We start from the raw sequence: 15,038 nt of genomic DNA on the forward strand, positions 1-15,038 counted from the left end.
GGCGGTTCGTTCAGTGGGTGCGGGTCGGGAGGATCTGGAGGGTGTCGCCCACGGGACGCTCCCCCGTCGCGTCGGACGGGTTGTTGACGAGCGCGCCGCGCACGGCCATCGCCGTCGAGCCGCCCCCGTCCAGGTTCAGCGCCTGCACCGCGCCGAGCGAGCGCATGAAGTCGGCCGCCTCACGGATGGTGAAGCCCTCGCTGCCTCCGGTCTGCCGGCCGTCGACCGTGACGAGCAGCAGCCGGCCGTCCTTGTCGACGCCCGCCATGGTGCGCGGCTGGCGGACGTTGGCCCACGCGTAGCCGAAGGACAGGTCCTTCGGGTCGACGACGCCCTCGGCCGCGGCGTCGATGTCGACCCGGCCGTTCTTCACGAGGGTGGGCGCGGCGCTCACGATCGAGTCGTCGCCGTCGAGTTCGACCCGCCGGCCGCTGGTGTCGCGTACGACCTCGTCGACGCGGACCCGGCTGCCGGGCGCGGCGTGCGCGGTCAGCCAGTCGGCGGCGGAGCCGATGCCCTGGAGGACCCGTCCGCCCGCCGGCACCCGTCCGCCGCGCGCCCCGACCGAGACGACGCGGCCGGACCCGTCGAGGACCGCCTGGACGCCGGGCCCGGTGGGCAGGTCGGCGCCGAACGCGGGCGTGAACTGCACCAGGTCGTCGGTCAGTCGGCAGGTGACGTCCTGCCAGGGCAGGTCGCTGGGGGAGGCGCCGGGGCGACCGCAGTCGCGGACGAGTCCCGGCACCCGGTTGACGCCCTGGACGGCGTACGAGGACCGGCCCGCGCGGGCGGTGACGGTGGTCGTCAGGTCGGCGACGCGGATGTGCCGGCCGCCGTCGCCGAGGATCAGCGCGGCGCGGGAGCCGGCCGCCATCGAGCCGAGCCGGCCGTCGTAGGCGCCGAGGCCGGACATGGTGCCCTGGACGCCGTCGGCGTTGGAGGTGACGAAGAAGCCGCCGTTGACGGCGACCAGGGAGCCGAGGCGGGCGGCGACGGACGACGTGGTCGCGCGCTGGGCGACGTTGCCGTCGTGGGTGCCCTCGATCGTGCCCTTGAAGACGCGCGGGTCGACGACGGCGACGTGGATGTTCTCGCGGTCGGCCGGTACCTGGGCGTCGTAGCCGGTCCAGGTGACGGCGGTGTGGAAGCCGGCCGAGGTGAGCGCGGTGGCGGCGGTCTGGGCGGCGGCCTGGGTGGGGAAGGAGCCGACACGGACGCGCAGGCCCATCAGGCCCTGCGGGGTGTCGGCGTAGCCGGGCCAGCGGACGCTCTCCACGCGCGGGTCGTGGCCGGCGGCGCGCAGCTTGTCGGCGGTGGTGTCGGCCCAGTCGCGGGTGCCGACCTCGGACCAGGTCGCGGCGCCGGTCAGTCTGCTGACGGCCGGGGCCTGGACGGCGACCGTCCAGGTGGGGGTGGTGTCGTTGCGGACGGTTCCCGTACGGACCTGGACGCCCGGCGCGACGGTCTCGGTCGACCACTGCGCGCTCGCCGCGCCGTGCCGCGCGGTGCCCGCCTGCGCGGTGTCGGCCTGCGCGGCGGCGGGGACGAGGGTGGGGGCGACGACGGCGAGTACGGCGGCGGTGGCACCGAGGCCGGCGCGCACGCGGGGAGTACGGCGACTGTGGTTCATGACTTCCTCACGGCTGGAGCGCGGTGGCCGGTGGGGGCAATGTCTTGCGGCCGTGTGCGCGCCCCATCCCAGACAACGCCCACGACCACCGCCACTCACCCATGTGAAGCCCAGGAAAGAGACCGGCGAACAACGATCGGCCCCGCAGAGTCCTCCCCGGTTCAGCCCAGGCGTTCCTCCAGGAAGTCCTCCCAGGTGTGCTTGCCTTGGTCGGCGTCCTTCAGGGTGAGGTTGGCGCCCGCTCGGTAGGCGCGGCCCGCCTTGCCGGGGATGCGGACCGGGAGGGCGGGGCGGCGCTTGCCGCGGAGGCGGAGGTAGGGGGCCGCGAGGGCGCGGATGTCGTAGACCCGGGGACCGGTCAGGTCGGGGACCGGGCCCGACGGCTCACCGAGCGTCAACTCGGCCATCCGTGTGGCGACTTCGCGTGCGTCGACCGGCTGGAGGCGCAGGCCCCCGGGCACCGGGAGGACGGGCAGCAGGGTCATCTTCTCGACCATGGTCAGGGCCAGGTCGTGGAACTGGGCCGCCCGCAGTGTCGTCCACGGGATGCCCGACCCGGCCACGGCCCGCTCCGCCTCCAGCTTGGCGCGCAGCCACGCCAGCGGCACGCGGTCCGCGCCGACGACCGAGATGTACACGAGGTGCCGTACGCCCGCCGCGGTCGCGGCCCGCACCAGGTTGCGGGTTGCGACGTCGTCGCCCTTGGGGCCCCCGGCCAGGTGCAGCACGGTCGTCGTGCCGGCCACCGCCGCCTCGACGCCGTCGCCGGACAGCAGGTCGCCGGTGACCTGGTGGACGCCGTCCGCCGACGGGCGCGCGTGCCGGCTGAGGACGCGCACGTCGTGGCCGGCCGCGCGCAGCAGCGGGACGACATGGCCGCCCAGCGTGCCCGTGCCGCCGGTGACCAGGATCGGGGTCGGTGCGTTCATGGCTCCTCCTTCGTCGGACACGGCCGCCGCCTCGCCGGGCACGGCCGCTCCCTCGTCGGACCGGGACCCTTCGGTGGTCCCCCTCCGCTCCCCTGACCCCCGGCGAAGAAGGGATGTGACAGGGCGGCGGAAGGAGCACCGCGCACCCGCCCGCGAGCCCGTCACAAGGGCAGCGGAAGGCCGAGCACGCCAAGCGCACGGAAAGAGCCCCGGCGGGGAGTACCGCCGGGGCCCTCGGTGGGTGGTCAGGCCGTGATCGTCTCCGTGTCGATCACGAACCGGTAGCGGACGTCGCTCGCGAGCACCCGCTCGTACGCCTCGTTGACCTGGTCGGCGCGGATGACCTCGATCTCCGCGCCGAGCCCGTGCCCGGCGCAGAAGTCCAGCATCTCCTGGGTCTCCCGGATGCCCCCGATGCCGGAGCTGCTCAGGGTGCGGCGGTTGCCCATCACCGAGGACAGCAGGATCTCGACCGGCTCCTCGGGCACGCCGACGTTGACCATCGCGCCGTCCGTGCGCAGCAGCGACAGGAAGGCGGCGAAGTCGATCGGCGCGGACACCGTGTTGAGGATGATGTCGAAGGTGCCCTTGAGGTCCTCGAAGGTCTGCGGGTCGCTGGTCGCGTAGTAGTGGTCGGCGCCCAGCTTGACCCCGTCGTCCTTCTTGCGCAGGGACTGCGACAGCACGGTCACCTCGGCGCCGAGCGCGTGCGCGATCTTGACGCCCATGTGGCCGAGCCCGCCGAGACCGACGACGGCGACCTTCTTGCCGGGGCCCGCGTTCCAGTGCCGCAGCGGGGAGTACGTGGTGATGCCCGCGCACAGCAGCGGCGCGGCCTCGTCCAGCGCGAGGCCGTCCGGGATCCGGACGACGTAGTTCTCGTCGACGACGACCTTCTCGGAGTAGCCGCCGTAGGTGGGCTCGCCGTCCTTGCCGATGCCGTTGTAGGTCATCGTGGCGCCCTTGGAGCAGTACTGCTCCAGGCCCGCCCTGCAGTTGTCGCACTCGCGGCAGGAGTCGACCATGCAGCCGACGCCGACGCGGTCGCCGACGGTGAACCGGGTGACACCCGGGCCGACCTCGGAGACGATGCCCGCGATCTCGTGACCGGGCACCATCGGGAAGATCGCCTCGCCCCAGCCCTCGGTGGCCTGGTGGATGTCGGAGTGACAGATACCGGCGAACTTGATGTCGATCAGGACGTCGAATTCGCCCACCGCGCGCCGTTCGATCGTGGTCCGCTCCAGCGGGGCCTTCGCGGCGGGCGCGGCGTACGCAGCAACAGTGGTCATTCCGGAGTTCTCTCCTTGTGGGGTTTCGCGTCCGGCTCTCTTGTCCACCGGCCGCTCCCCCAGCGTGCCCGCGCCCGCGCCCGTCACCCAGACCACACCTCTGCCTACGTCCAGGGTTCCTACCACTGGCGGGGTCAGGCTGGCGGGCGTACGACGGCGCGGGACGACCGATACTGGCCCCATGGAGTCCATGGACGTACAGGCCGAACCGGCCGGCCGGACCCTGGACCGGCGTGCCGAGCTGAGCGAGTTCCTGCGCACCCGGCGGGCCCGGCTGAAGCCGGGGGACGTCGGGCTGCCGGACTTCGGCCGGCACCGGCGGGTGCCCGGGCTGCGCCGGGAGGAGCTGGCGCAGCTGGCCGGGGTGTCCGTGGCGTACTACACCCGCCTCGAACAGGGCAACGGGCGGAACGTGTCGGCGGAGGTGCTGGACTCGATCGCGCGGGCGCTGCGGCTGAGCGACGCCGAGCACGCGCACCTCACGCATCTGGCGAAGCCGAAGCAGCACAAGAAGAAGCCGGCGGGCCGGGCCCAGCAGGTGCGCGTGTCGCTGCGGCAGCTGCTGGACACGATGGACGGCGTCCCGGCGTACGTCGTCGGCCGGCGCGCGGAGATCCTGGCGTGGAACCGGATGGCGGCGGCGCTGTTCGGCGACTGGGCGGAGCTGCCGCCCGCGGAGCGCAACTGGGCGCGGCTGGTGTTCCTGCGCCCCGACTACCAGGACCTGTTCGTCGACTGGGAGCAGAAGGCGATCGACATCGTGTGCGCGCTCCGGATGGACGCGGGCTGCTACCCCGACGATCCGCGGCTGTCCGCGCTCGTCGGGGAGCTGTCCGTGAAGAGCACGGACTTCCGCCGGCTGTGGGCGACGCACGACGTCAAGGAGAAGAGCTTCGGCGTCAAACGCTTCCACCACTGCCTGGTGGGCGAGCTGTCCCTGAACTACGAGTCCTTCAAGGTGACCGACGACAGCGACCAGTCCCTGGTCGTCTACCACCCCGAGCCCGCCTCCCCGTCGGCGGAGGCCCTGCGGCTGCTGGGCAGCTGGGGGACGGACGCGACACGGACCGTGCCGTCGGGGTGAGACCGTGCCGCCGGGGCGGGCCGGGCGCCGGTCTCAGGCGCCGGCGTTCTCCTTGACGGTGATGCGGCCCTTGCGGATGGTCGCGAGCCTGGGGGCCTTGCGGGCTATCGCGGAGTCGTGGGTGACCATGACGAACGTCAGCCCGTGCTCCTTCCACATGCGTTCGAGCACGTCCATGATCTCGTCGCGCATGCTCTCGTCGAGGTTGCCGGTGGGCTCGTCGGCGAGCAGCACCTTGGGCTGCTTGACGAGGGCTCGGGCGATGGCGACGCGCTGCTGCTGGCCGCCGGACATCTCACCGGGCAGATGGCCGAGGCGTTCGCCGAGGCCGACGGAGGTCAGCGCCTCGGCGGCCCGCTCGCGCCGCTCCTTGGTCTTCACGCCCAGCGGGACGAGGGCGGTCTCGACGTTCTCCTGCGCGGTGAGCGTGGGGATGAGGTTGAACGACTGGAAGACGAAGCCGATGCTCTCGCTGCGGACCCTGGTCAGCCGGGCCTCGGACAGCTTGGCGAGGTCGGTGCCGTCCAGGACCACCTCGCCGGAGGTCGGCCGGTCCAGGCCGCCGAGCATCTGGAGGAGGGTGGACTTGCCGCCGCCGGTGGGACCCTGGATGACCAGGCGGTCGCCGTCGGGGATGGTGAGGTCGACGTCGTCGAGGGCGTGGACGGTGTCCTTGCCCCGGGTGTAGCGCTTGGTGACGTTTCTGAGGTCGTACATATGTTCTGGCTCCTCTTTGGCGGTTCGGGGGTGCGGGTTTTCGTCGAGTGCGGGTGAGTGGGGGCTGGTCGCGCAGTTCCCCGCGCCCCTGAAGGGGTGCGTTCGTCGCATCCCTTGTGACAAAGTCGCGTACGGGCCGCTACTCCACCCTGCGCAGGGCGTCCGCCGGGCGCAGCCGTGAGGCGCGCCAGCCGCCGAACGCGCCCGCGATCAGTCCGCCGGCCACCGCGAGGAGCACCGCGAGAGCGATCGTCGTGGCGCTGACCGGTGCGGTGAGCGCCACCTCCAGGGTGCGCGCCGTCTGCCGGCCGCCGCCCCCGAAACCGCCGCCGCCTCCGCCGCCGAAGCCGCCGCCCCCGCCGCCCGGTCCGCCGGCGTTGCCCCCGCCGGCGCCGAGCTGCGCCTGGAGGGTCGGGCTGATCGCGGAGACGACGTAGGCGCCCGCGAGACCGAGGGCGATGCCGAGCGCGCCGCCGACGAGTCCGTTGACGACGGCCTCGCCGACCACCTGCCGGGTCACCCGGCCCGACTTCCAGCCCAGCGCCTTCAGCGTGCCGAACTCGCGCACCCGGCGGGAGACCGCGGAGGAGGTGAGCAGCCCGGCGACCAGGAACGCGGCCACCAGCACCGTGATCGACAGCCACTTGCCGACGCTGGTGGCGAGGCTGGAGGCGGTGGACAGGGAGCCGGAGACGGTCTTGGCGAGGTCGGCGGAGGTGGTGACCGTCGTACCGGAGACGTTCTTCTGGATGGCGCTCTTGACCGTGTCGATCTGCTGGGAGTCGGCCGTCTTGACGTAGATCGTGGTGACCTTGTCCTTCTGGTCGGCCAGCGTCTGCGCCTGCTGGAGCGGGATGTACAGGTTGGCGGCCGAGTCACCGCTGTCGGCGGTGGCGATGCCGACGACCTTGTACTTCACGTCCTTGATCGTGACGGTCGAACCGACCGCGTACTTCTTCTCCTTGGCGTACGCCGAGTCGACGACGGCCACCTTGGCGTCGGTCTCGTCCGCCGTGAACGTACGACCGCTGGTGATCTTCGAGGAGGTCAGCGGGCCGAGCGCCGACTTGGTGACGTCGGTGCCGTAGACGGTGTACTGGTTGATGTCGAAGTTGGCGCCGCCGCCCTGAACTTCGCCCTGCGGGGCGCCGCCGCCGCGCTGGAATCCGCCACCGCCGCCGTTCTGCTGGAACTGGCCGCGGGTGAACTGGCCGCTGACCTTGAAGACGTGGAGGTTCAGCCCGCCGACGGCGCCCGAAACCCCCTTCTGGCCCGCCACCTGGGTCACGGTCGAGGAGGCGAGGGTGGTGAAGCCCTGCACCGTGACCCGGTCGCTGCTCTGGGTGGAGGTGTCGCCGGAGCCGCGCGCGTCGAACTGGAAGCGGGGCCGCTGCGAACTGCTCGCGGTGGGCGCGGATGCCTTGGTGACGGTCATGTCCGTACCGAGGCCGTAGAGCGACTGGAGGACCTTGTCCTGGGCCTTCCCCATGCCGCTGGACACGGAGGTGACCACGATGACAAGTGCGATGCCCAGCGCGAGACCGGAGGCGACGACGAGGGCCGCCTTTCTGCGGCGGCGCAGTTCGCGCCTCAGGTAGGTGAAGAACATGGCCCGCAAGCTAGGTACGGACCCTGATGACTCGATAAGGCGGCTATAAGAGACGGATGAGAACACCCCGTGAAAACGACGGTGCCGCCCCGGGGAGGGGCGGCACCGTCGTGCTGCTGCGGGCGGGCGCGGGTCAGGCGGCCGAGCCGGCCTTCCACTGCGACCAGCTCATGTTCCAGCCGTTGAGGCCGTTGTCCGGGGCGACGGTCTTGTCGCCGGTGTTGGAGATGACCACGACGTCGCCGACGATCGAGTGGCTGTAGAACCACGAGCCGGGCGTGTTCGGGTCGTTGGCGCCCTTGGTGTCCGACAGACCCACGCAGCCGTGGCTGGTGTTGACCGAGCCGAAGATGGACTTCGCGCCCCAGTAGTTGCCGTGGATGAAGGTGCCGGAGTTGGTGAGGCGGATGGCGTGCGGCACGTCCTTGATGTCGTACTCGCCCTTGCCGTCGTCGTCGGTGAAGCCCACGGTCGCGCCGTTCATGCGCGTCTCCTTGAACTTCTCCGACATCACCATCTGGCCCTGGTACGTCTTGTTGTCGGGCGAGCCGGCGGAGATCGGGATGGTGCGGACGGTCTTGCCGTCCTGCGTGACCTTCATCTCCTTGGTCTTGGCGTCCACGTAGGAGACCTGGTTGCGGCCGATGTGGAAGGTGACCGTCTTCTGCTGCACGCCGAGCACGCCGGGGGCGCCCTCGACGCCGTCCAGGGCGAGCTTCATCGTGACGGTGGAGTTGCCCTGCCAGTACTGCTCGGGACGGCAGTCCATGCGGTTGGCGTTGAACCAGTGGCAGGCGACCTCCTGGCCGCTGCTGGAGGTGACCGTGATGCCCTTCTGCACGGCCGCCTTGTTGGTGATCGCCTTGTTGAAGTTGATCGACACGGGCATGCCCACGCCGACGGTGGAACCGTCCTCCGGCGTGAAGTTGCCTATGAAGCTGTTCGCCGGCGAGACCGTGGTGAAGGACCCGTTCTCGTGGGCGATCCGGCCGTCGGAGTCCTTGGCCTCGGCGGCGACCTTGTACGTGGTGGAGCGCTCCAGCTGGACGCTGGGCTTCCAGCTGGTCTTGTCCGCGGACAACTGGCCCTGGACGGCGGTGCCGTCGGCCGTCGTCATCGCGACGGACGTGAGGGTGCCCTTGCTGACCGTGACGGCGGCCGAGTTGTTGATGGACGCGTTGTTCGAGCCGTCCTTGGGTGTGATCGAGATCTCGGCGACGGAGGACTTCTGGGCCGCCGCCTCGTCGACCTTGGACTGTGGGGTGTCGCCGCCACCGCCGGAGGCGTTGGCGTCGCCACCGGAACAGCCCGTGAGCACCAGCACACCGCCGAGCAGTGCGGACGCGGCCATCAGGCCCTTGCGCCGCTTACTGTCCGTCATCACACGCTTCTCCATCGTTGCCGAATCCGCGAAACCCCGAGAGCCCCGTACAAGAGCCATCAACGCTACGACCGATTCGTCCCGTTCCACACCCCCTCAGGGTGTGGGTCGCACCACGTCGTCGACGACGGGCGGCGCGGGAGTCGGTCCGTGCGCTCCCTGAGACGAGAAAACCCGGACGGCGGTTGCCGTCCGGGATGACGAATTCCCCCGAACGCTCAGCCGATGCGGTCCTCTTCCTCGTCTTCCACGACATCATCCTCGTCGAGGTCCCAGTCCGGCGAGTCGGGGTCGTAGTCCACGCGCTCGCTGGACCAGGAGGCCTGCTGGAGCTCGACGCCGGGCACCTCACTGACCAGGTCGAACGGATCGACGAGATACGCCAGCGCCTCCGCGGTGTCTTCCGTCACAGCGGCCTCGGCCTGCGTGCGTTCGTCGTCGGGCAGGTCGGGATCGTCGGCGAGGTGCCGCAGTGCCAGTTCGCTCACGGCGGCGGCGTCCTCGATCTCGAGGACCAGTTCCACCCGAAGGCGGACGAAACGCGATGTCTCTGGAGTGCTCATGGCCGGAGCGTACGGCCGAAACCTCTCGTGACTTTCCCGTGACCCGCGATTGTCACTAACATCGGCTCACTGGGCCAATTCACCAGCGTCAGAAGGGGATCGATATTCCGTGTCATCCGCTCGCCGCCCGCTGCTGACCGCCACCGCCGCGGGCACCCTCCTCGCAGCCCTGTGGTTCGTCCCGTCCGCCAACGCGACGCAGAACGACGCCCCGGCGAGAACGCAGACCACGGCGGCGCAGGTCACACAGCAGGCCCGCGCGCTCTCCGCGGCCACGGCGCAGGACGCCGTGGATGCAGCGGACGCCGTGGACCCGGTGGACACCACCCGCCTCGCCGACACCGGAAGCTTCGACACGACGCCGTACGTGATCGTCGGGACGCTGTTCCTCGGGGTCGGCGCGGGCTTCGTCGTCTACTCGGTACGCCGCGAACGCCTCGGTTTCTGACGCGCCGCTAGGGCGTGTTTCGAAAGTGGCGCCGTCCGCCCGGAGGGCGGGGCCCGCGGCGTCTGGTGCGTGCAATCGCAAGGCGGAGGATCGCCCTCGTACTGGATGTACTTGGGCGTTCCGACAACGCAGCGAGTGTGCGTGCCAGGCGTCGCGGGCCAGGCGGGACTTTCGAAACACGCCCTAGCGCAGGGGTCCTGTGACCTTCTCCACAGCGGTCACGAGTGCCCCGTCGCGCACGAACGTTTCGGCCGCGGCGAGGTCGGGTGCCAGGAAGCGGTCCGGGCCAGGACCGCCGACCCCGGCCGCCCGCGCGGCCTCGACGACGGCGCGCGAGGCGGGCGCCGGGACGAGGCCCTCGCGCAGCTCGACGGCGCGCGAGGCGGCGTAGAGCTCGATGGCGATGATCCGGGTCAGGTTGTCGACGGCGGTGCGCAGCTTGCGCGCGGCCGACCAGCCCATCGACACGTGGTCCTCCTGCATCGCGGAGGACGGGATCGAGTCGGCCGACGCCGGTACGGCGAGCCGCTTCATCTCGCTGACCAGGGCGGCCTGCGTGTACTGGGCGATCATGAGCCCCGAGTCGACGCCCGCGTCGTCCGCGAGGAACGGCGGCAGTCCGTGGCTGCGGTTCTTGTCGAGCAGCCGGTCGGTGCGGCGCTCGGCGATGGAACCGAGGTCGGCGGCGGCGATCGCCAGGAAGTCGAGGACATAGGCGACCGGGGCGCCGTGGAAGTTGCCGTTGGACTCCACCCGCCCGCCCCCGGGGCCGCCCTCGGGCAGCACCACCGGATTGTCGACGGCGGCGGCGAGTTCGCGCTCGGCGACCAGCCGGGCGTGCGCCACGGTGTCCCGGCCGGCGCCGGCGACCTGCGGGGCGCAGCGCACCGAGTAGGCGTCCTGGACGCGCGGGGCGTCGTCCTGGTGGTGGCCGGTGAGCTGTGAACCCTGGAGCACGGCCAGCATGTTGGCGGCGCTGGCGGCCTGGCCGGGGTGCGGGCGGATGGCGTGCAGCTCGGGCGCGAGCACCTTGTCGGTGCCGAGCAGCGCCTCCAGGGAGAGGGCCGCGGTGACGTCGGCGCACTTGTAGAGGGTGTCGAGGTCGGCGAGGGCCATGATCAGCATGCCGAGCATGCCGTCGGTGCCGTTGAGGAGGGCGAGGCCCTCCTTCTCGCGCAGTTCGACGGGGTCGATGCCGTGCTCGGCGAGCAGTTCGCCGGCCGGGCGGACCGTCCCGTCGGGTCCCTCGGCGTCGCCCTCCCCCATGAGGGTCAGCGCGCAGTGGGACAGCGGGGCGAGGTCGCCGGAGCAGCCCAGGGAGCCGTACTCGTGCACGACCGGGGTGATCCCGGCGTTCAGCACGTCGGCCATGGTCTGCGCGACCTCGGGCCGTACGCCGGTGTGTCCGGAGCAGACGGTCTTGAGCCGCAGGAACATCAGCGCCCGTACGACCTCCCGCTCCACGCGCGGGCCCATGCCTGCGGCGTGCGAACGGACGATGTTGCGCTGGAGCTGGGCGCGCAGTTCCGGGCTGATGTGCCGGGTCGCCAGGGCGCCGAAGCCGGTGCTGACGCCGTAGACCGGCTCGGGCTTGGCCGCGAGCGCGTCCACGATCGCGCGGGCCGCCGCGAGGGCGGCCACCGCCTCGGCCGAGAGCTCGACGCGGGCGCCGCCGCGCGCCACGGCGAGGACGTCGGACGCGGTGACACCCGACGTCCCCACCACCACAGAATGCATATCCATATTCAGGAGCGTACGCAGTGAATGCGGTCGTTGTCACCAGTGGGGTTCGGGGTTGCCCCTTACTCCTTCGCGGCCCGCGGCCTTCTCACGGCGTACGGCCCCGGAACCGGCGGCGCTCGGCCGGGACGCCGGGGGACGGGGCGTCCGCGAGCCGGACCACGGGGTCGTCGGGGCCCTCCCGGCCCGCGACGACCGGCCGGTCCGCGCGCTCCGCCTTGGCCCGGTACTGCGCCGCGTCGGCGAGCCGGAACAGCCGGCGGGCCGAGCGCACAGGACCGATGGCGTCCCCGGTCGAGGCGACCCCGCACGCGACGCCGTCGCCGCGCTCCAACTCGGCGGCCCGGCGGCACAGTTCGTCCGCCGTCTTGACCACGTCGTCCGCCGCGGCGCCCACCACGAGCAGACAGAACTCGTCCCCGCCGAGCCGCGCGGCGAGCGCGCCCGGCAGCATCGCCCCGCACAACGACAGCACGGAGCCGAAGCGTTCGAGGAGTCGGTCGCCGACGGCGTGCCCCTCGGTGTCGTTGACCCGCTTGAGCCCGTTGAGGTCGCAGACGACGAGGCTGATCACCACGCCCTCGTCGCGGTGCTGCTCGACGGCCTCCTCCAGGCGTTCGTCGACGGCGCGGCGGTTGGCCAGCCCGGTCAGCGCGTCGGTGTACGCCAGCCGCCTGGCCTCCTCCAGCCGTTCGGTCTGCGCGAGGCCGGCGGCGACGACGGCGGCGAGGACGGTCGCGAAGTCGGCGTCGGCCCGGTCGAAGACGGGGGCGGCGGCCGGGCGGGCTACGTACAGCTCGCCCCACGCGCGGCCGTTCAGCACGACCGGGGCGACCACACAGCAGCCCCGGCCGCGGCGGCGCAGGGCGGCGACCCGCTGGTGGAAGTAGCCGGGGCGGCCCGCCGCCGGGCCGTCGGCGGTCTCGACCCAGGCGTTGGGGCCGCCGCCGCCCGCCCAGCGCTCGTGCAGGAACTCGGTGATCTCCGGGAACTGGTGCACCGGGTACGCCTCGGCGTCCGGGAACTCCTCCTCGTCCGGGGCGCGCTCCCCCACGTTCACCAGGACCCTGAGCCGGCCCCGCTCCCGCTCCCACGCGGACAGCGCGGCGAAGCCGCCGTCCAGCGCCCGGCACGCGCCGAGTGCGGCGGCCCGCCAGGACTCACGCGGGGTGTGCGCCGCGGCCATCCCCTGAGCCAGCGCCACGACGTCCGCGAGCCGCTTGTCCTCACCCATCACTCCAGGTTAGGGACGTTTCCGACAAAGGGGGGCATTGGTGCGGCGAACAGGGGAGGAACCGCCGTACGGCAGGGCAGCCCCGCCCGTCCGCGGGGTCCGTCACTCGCCCGGCCACTCGGGCTTGCGCTTCTCGTTGAACGCCGCCACGCCCTCCGCGCGGTCGCCCGAGAAGGCCACCGAGCGCCAGGCCGCGTCCTCGACGTCCAGGCCGGCGCGCAGGTCGAGGCCGTGGCCGAGCCGCAGGGCGCGCTTGGCGGCGCGCAGGCCGACCGGGGAGTTGGCGGCGATGCGGGCGGCGAGGGCCAGGGCCTCCGTGCGGTCGGCGCCCTCCTCGACCAGTTGGTCCACCAGGCCCAGCGCACGCGCCTCGTCGGCCGGCACCCGGCGCGCGGAGAAGATCAGCTCGGCGGCGCGGGCCGCGCCGACGCGGCGGGGCAGGAGCTGGGTGCCGCCACCGCCGGGGATCACACCGACGGAGACCTCGGGCAGGCCGACGACGGCGGTGGGGTCGGCGACGATCAGGTCGCAGGACAGGGCGAGTTCGAAGCCGCCGCCGAGCGCGTAGCCGTGCACGGCGGCGACGGTGGGCATCGGCAGCTCCAGTACGCCGGTGTACGCGGCGCGGGCGACGGGGCGCTGGCGGACCAGGTCGGCGTCGCTGAAGGAGTTGCGCTCCTTGAGGTCGGCGCCGACGCAGAACGCGCGTTCGTGCGACGAGGTCACGACGACCACGCGGGCGTCACGGTCGGCGGCGAGGGCCGTGCAGGCGGCGGCGAGGGAGCGGGCCATCTCCGTGGAGACGGCGTTCATCGCCTTGGGCCGGTCCAGCACCAGTTCCGCGACGTGGTCGTGCCGGCGCACCAGCACGAACTCCCCGAACCGCTCCTCGCCCATGACATCCTCCGGTTAACGCGGGTTAACTCCTGTCGCCCCGATCATCGCAGGCCGACCGCGTCAGGAAAAGTACGGCCCCGAAAGCCCCCGTTCGAGTGACATTTCGGCTCACTCCCGCCGGATCGCACACGAGAACGCATAACGTGCCGAGCGCCGGGCGCACGGGGGCGCGCGGCGGGGGCGGGATCCGGGGAGGGAACCATCGATGACGAACACACGACCGACCGACGGCACAACGGGAAGACCGACGCCGGGAAAGAACACGGCGCAGGCGAAACCCACCCCCTTAAAGCCCTCCCACCCGACCTACACAGCCCCCCACGCCCCAAGCACGTCCCCGACGGGCAACACCTCCCCGAAGGGAAAGCCGGGGTCGGGAGCCACCGCTACGCCCCCGACGCATGCCTCGGCCCCGCGGGGGGACACGCGCCCACACCCAGCGACCGCGACCGCTCCCCGGGCGGCCCTGCGCCAGGGCAGCGACAACACCCGAAAGCCGCCCACCGCCAAAAACACACCCCCGAAGCCGCCCACCGCCGTCGGCGACACGGCCCCGAACCCCGCCGGCCCCGCCCGGAGCGCCCCGCTCACGGGGAGCACGAACCCGCAACCACCCGGCAGCGGCGGCGAACCCCCGCAGGCCGGTACGGCCGCCCATTCCGTCGCCCCCACCCGGACAACCACGCCCACCGGCAGCGCAGCCCCGAAAGCTCCCGGCAGCGGCGGCGAACGCCTGCGGGGTGGCACGGGCGTGTGTCCCGGCGGAGTCGGTCGGGAAGGTCCGGGCGTGGGCGGCGCGGCGCCGCAGGCGGGTGTCGGCGGGGGGTTCTCCGGGGGCGGGCGGGTAATCCCATCCGTGGTCGGTGGGGCGCCCGAGGCTCTTGGTGGGCGTGGTGCGGCCCCGCAGGGCGGTCGTGTCCTCGGGGGAGACGTCGACGGGGGTGGGCGCTGGTGGAGGCGGGGGCGGCATCGGCGGCCCCGGCGGCGTGGGGTTGTCCTCGTGCTCGGGGGGCTCGTGCTGGTCGTCGGGGTGCTCGGGCTCGTTCGTGTGGCGCCCGAGTCCGGGGGCGGCGGAGGCGACACCGCCGAAGCCGGGCCACGGCCGTCCGCCGACCGGGTCACCGAACGGTCCACACGCACCGCCGCGACCTCGGCCCCCGCCCCTCCCGGATCCTCCGCCCACCCCTCTACCGCCTCCGTCACGGACGGCGGCAACGACAACGGCAAGGGCAGCGATCCGGACTCCGCGGCGACCCGCACCCCCACCCCGGACGGCTCTCCCACCCGCCCGGCCCCGCCGGAGGCGCCCCGCTCCCACCCCGTCGTCACCCCCGGGGCACCGACCGCCCCCACGGCGAACCCCCCGGTCACCCCGTCGAGGCCCGCCCCGGCCCCGTCCCGGAGCACCGGCACACCGCCGCCCCCTCCGGACCGCCCGGGAGGGATCTGCGTACCGCTCATCGGTCTCTGTGTCGACCTCGGTCTCTCCCAGGACGGCGACGGCCGGTGACCCC

13 protein-coding genes are annotated in these 15,038 nt (G+C 72.5%); 3 read left to right on the forward strand and 10 right to left on the reverse strand.

The window, feature by feature from the left end:
- Positions 1–10: 10 nt before the first annotated feature.
- The 3 genes from AB0F77_RS01305 to AB0F77_RS01315 all read right to left on the reverse strand — a co-directional run bounded on the left by AB0F77_RS01305 (position 11) and on the right by AB0F77_RS01315 (position 3,851).
- Positions 11–1,630, reverse strand: coding sequence for a phosphodiester glycosidase family protein (locus AB0F77_RS01305; protein ID WP_361939420.1), 1,620 nt, complete (start codon positions 1,628–1,630; stop codon positions 11–13).
- A gap of 161 nt (positions 1,631–1,791) precedes the next feature.
- Positions 1,792–2,559 (reverse strand): NAD(P)H-binding protein, encoded by a 768-nt coding sequence (locus AB0F77_RS01310; RefSeq protein ID WP_361939423.1) that lies wholly within the window; start codon positions 2,557–2,559, stop codon positions 1,792–1,794.
- A gap of 245 nt (positions 2,560–2,804) precedes the next feature.
- Positions 2,805–3,851, reverse strand: coding sequence for an NAD(P)-dependent alcohol dehydrogenase (locus tag AB0F77_RS01315; RefSeq protein WP_361939426.1), 1,047 nt, complete (start codon positions 3,849–3,851; stop codon positions 2,805–2,807).
- 190 nt (positions 3,852–4,041) lie between these two features.
- Here AB0F77_RS01315 and AB0F77_RS01320 point away from each other — a divergent pair, with 190 nt between their 5' ends.
- The gene (locus AB0F77_RS01320; RefSeq protein WP_361939654.1) at positions 4,042–4,935 is read left to right on the forward strand and encodes a helix-turn-helix transcriptional regulator; all 894 of its coding nucleotides are present in this window, start codon (positions 4,042–4,044) and stop codon (positions 4,933–4,935) included.
- A gap of 33 nt (positions 4,936–4,968) precedes the next feature.
- Here the strand turns inward: AB0F77_RS01320 and AB0F77_RS01325 are convergent, their stop codons facing one another.
- From AB0F77_RS01325 to AB0F77_RS01340, 4 genes are all read right to left on the reverse strand, one after another.
- Entirely contained in the window at positions 4,969–5,652 is a 684-nt protein-coding gene (locus AB0F77_RS01325) for an ABC transporter ATP-binding protein (protein WP_361939429.1), read from the reverse strand.
- Between the two features lie 139 nt (positions 5,653–5,791).
- The gene (locus AB0F77_RS01330; protein WP_361939432.1) at positions 5,792–7,261 is read right to left on the reverse strand and encodes an ABC transporter permease; all 1,470 of its coding nucleotides are present in this window, start codon (positions 7,259–7,261) and stop codon (positions 5,792–5,794) included.
- 133 nt (positions 7,262–7,394) lie between these two features.
- A complete protein-coding gene (locus AB0F77_RS01335; protein ID WP_361939435.1) occupies positions 7,395–8,642 on the reverse strand; it encodes an Ig-like domain-containing protein in 1,248 nt (415 codons plus the stop codon).
- Positions 8,643–8,860: 218 nt separating this feature from the next.
- The gene (locus AB0F77_RS01340; RefSeq protein ID WP_361939437.1) at positions 8,861–9,205 is read right to left on the reverse strand and encodes a hypothetical protein; all 345 of its coding nucleotides are present in this window, start codon (positions 9,203–9,205) and stop codon (positions 8,861–8,863) included.
- A gap of 109 nt (positions 9,206–9,314) precedes the next feature.
- Between AB0F77_RS01340 and AB0F77_RS01345 the strand changes: the two genes are divergently transcribed.
- On the forward strand, positions 9,315–9,653 hold the full coding sequence (locus tag AB0F77_RS01345; RefSeq protein WP_361939440.1) for an LPXTG cell wall anchor domain-containing protein: 339 nt from the start codon (positions 9,315–9,317) through the stop codon (positions 9,651–9,653).
- A 183-nt stretch (positions 9,654–9,836) separates the two neighbouring features.
- Here AB0F77_RS01345 and hutH read toward each other — a convergent pair whose 3' ends face one another.
- The 3 genes from hutH to AB0F77_RS01360 all read right to left on the reverse strand — a co-directional run bounded on the left by hutH (position 9,837) and on the right by AB0F77_RS01360 (position 13,524).
- Positions 9,837–11,390, reverse strand: coding sequence for a histidine ammonia-lyase (gene hutH, locus AB0F77_RS01350; RefSeq protein WP_361939657.1), 1,554 nt, complete (start codon positions 11,388–11,390; stop codon positions 9,837–9,839).
- 91 nt (positions 11,391–11,481) lie between these two features.
- Positions 11,482–12,627 (reverse strand): GGDEF domain-containing protein, encoded by a 1,146-nt coding sequence (locus AB0F77_RS01355; RefSeq protein ID WP_361939443.1) that lies wholly within the window; start codon positions 12,625–12,627, stop codon positions 11,482–11,484.
- A 102-nt stretch (positions 12,628–12,729) separates the two neighbouring features.
- The gene (locus AB0F77_RS01360) at positions 12,730–13,524 is read right to left on the reverse strand and encodes an enoyl-CoA hydratase-related protein (protein WP_361939446.1); all 795 of its coding nucleotides are present in this window, start codon (positions 13,522–13,524) and stop codon (positions 12,730–12,732) included.
- A gap of 1,000 nt (positions 13,525–14,524) precedes the next feature.
- Here AB0F77_RS01360 and AB0F77_RS01365 point away from each other — a divergent pair.
- On the forward strand, positions 14,525–15,034 hold the full coding sequence (locus AB0F77_RS01365; protein WP_361939449.1) for a hypothetical protein: 510 nt from the start codon (positions 14,525–14,527) through the stop codon (positions 15,032–15,034).
- Positions 15,035–15,038 lie beyond the last annotated feature (4 nt).

This window comes from Streptomyces sp. NPDC026672 (assembly GCF_040638185.1).
GTDB lineage: Bacteria > Actinomycetota > Actinomycetes > Streptomycetales > Streptomycetaceae > Streptomyces.

Coding starts and splice junctions, on each gene's coding strand:
- AB0F77_RS01305 (WP_361939420.1), bottom strand. CDS start 1,630: ATGAACCACAGTCGCCGTACTCCCCGCGTGCGCGCCGGCCTCGGTGCC.
- AB0F77_RS01310 (WP_361939423.1), bottom strand. CDS start 2,559: ATGAACGCACCGACCCCGATCCTGGTCACCGGCGGCACGGGCACGCTG.
- AB0F77_RS01315 (WP_361939426.1), bottom strand. CDS start 3,851: ATGACCACTGTTGCTGCGTACGCCGCGCCCGCCGCGAAGGCCCCGCTG.
- AB0F77_RS01320 (WP_361939654.1), top strand. CDS start 4,042: ATGGACGTACAGGCCGAACCGGCCGGCCGGACCCTGGACCGGCGTGCC.
- AB0F77_RS01325 (WP_361939429.1), bottom strand. CDS start 5,652: ATGTACGACCTCAGAAACGTCACCAAGCGCTACACCCGGGGCAAGGAC.
- AB0F77_RS01330 (WP_361939432.1), bottom strand. CDS start 7,261: ATGTTCTTCACCTACCTGAGGCGCGAACTGCGCCGCCGCAGAAAGGCG.
- AB0F77_RS01335 (WP_361939435.1), bottom strand. CDS start 8,642: ATGACGGACAGTAAGCGGCGCAAGGGCCTGATGGCCGCGTCCGCACTG.
- AB0F77_RS01340 (WP_361939437.1), bottom strand. CDS start 9,205: ATGAGCACTCCAGAGACATCGCGTTTCGTCCGCCTTCGGGTGGAACTG.
- hutH (WP_361939657.1), bottom strand. CDS start 11,390: ATGCATTCTGTGGTGGTGGGGACGTCGGGTGTCACCGCGTCCGACGTC.
- AB0F77_RS01355 (WP_361939443.1), bottom strand. CDS start 12,627: ATGGGTGAGGACAAGCGGCTCGCGGACGTCGTGGCGCTGGCTCAGGGG.
- AB0F77_RS01360 (WP_361939446.1), bottom strand. CDS start 13,524: ATGGGCGAGGAGCGGTTCGGGGAGTTCGTGCTGGTGCGCCGGCACGAC.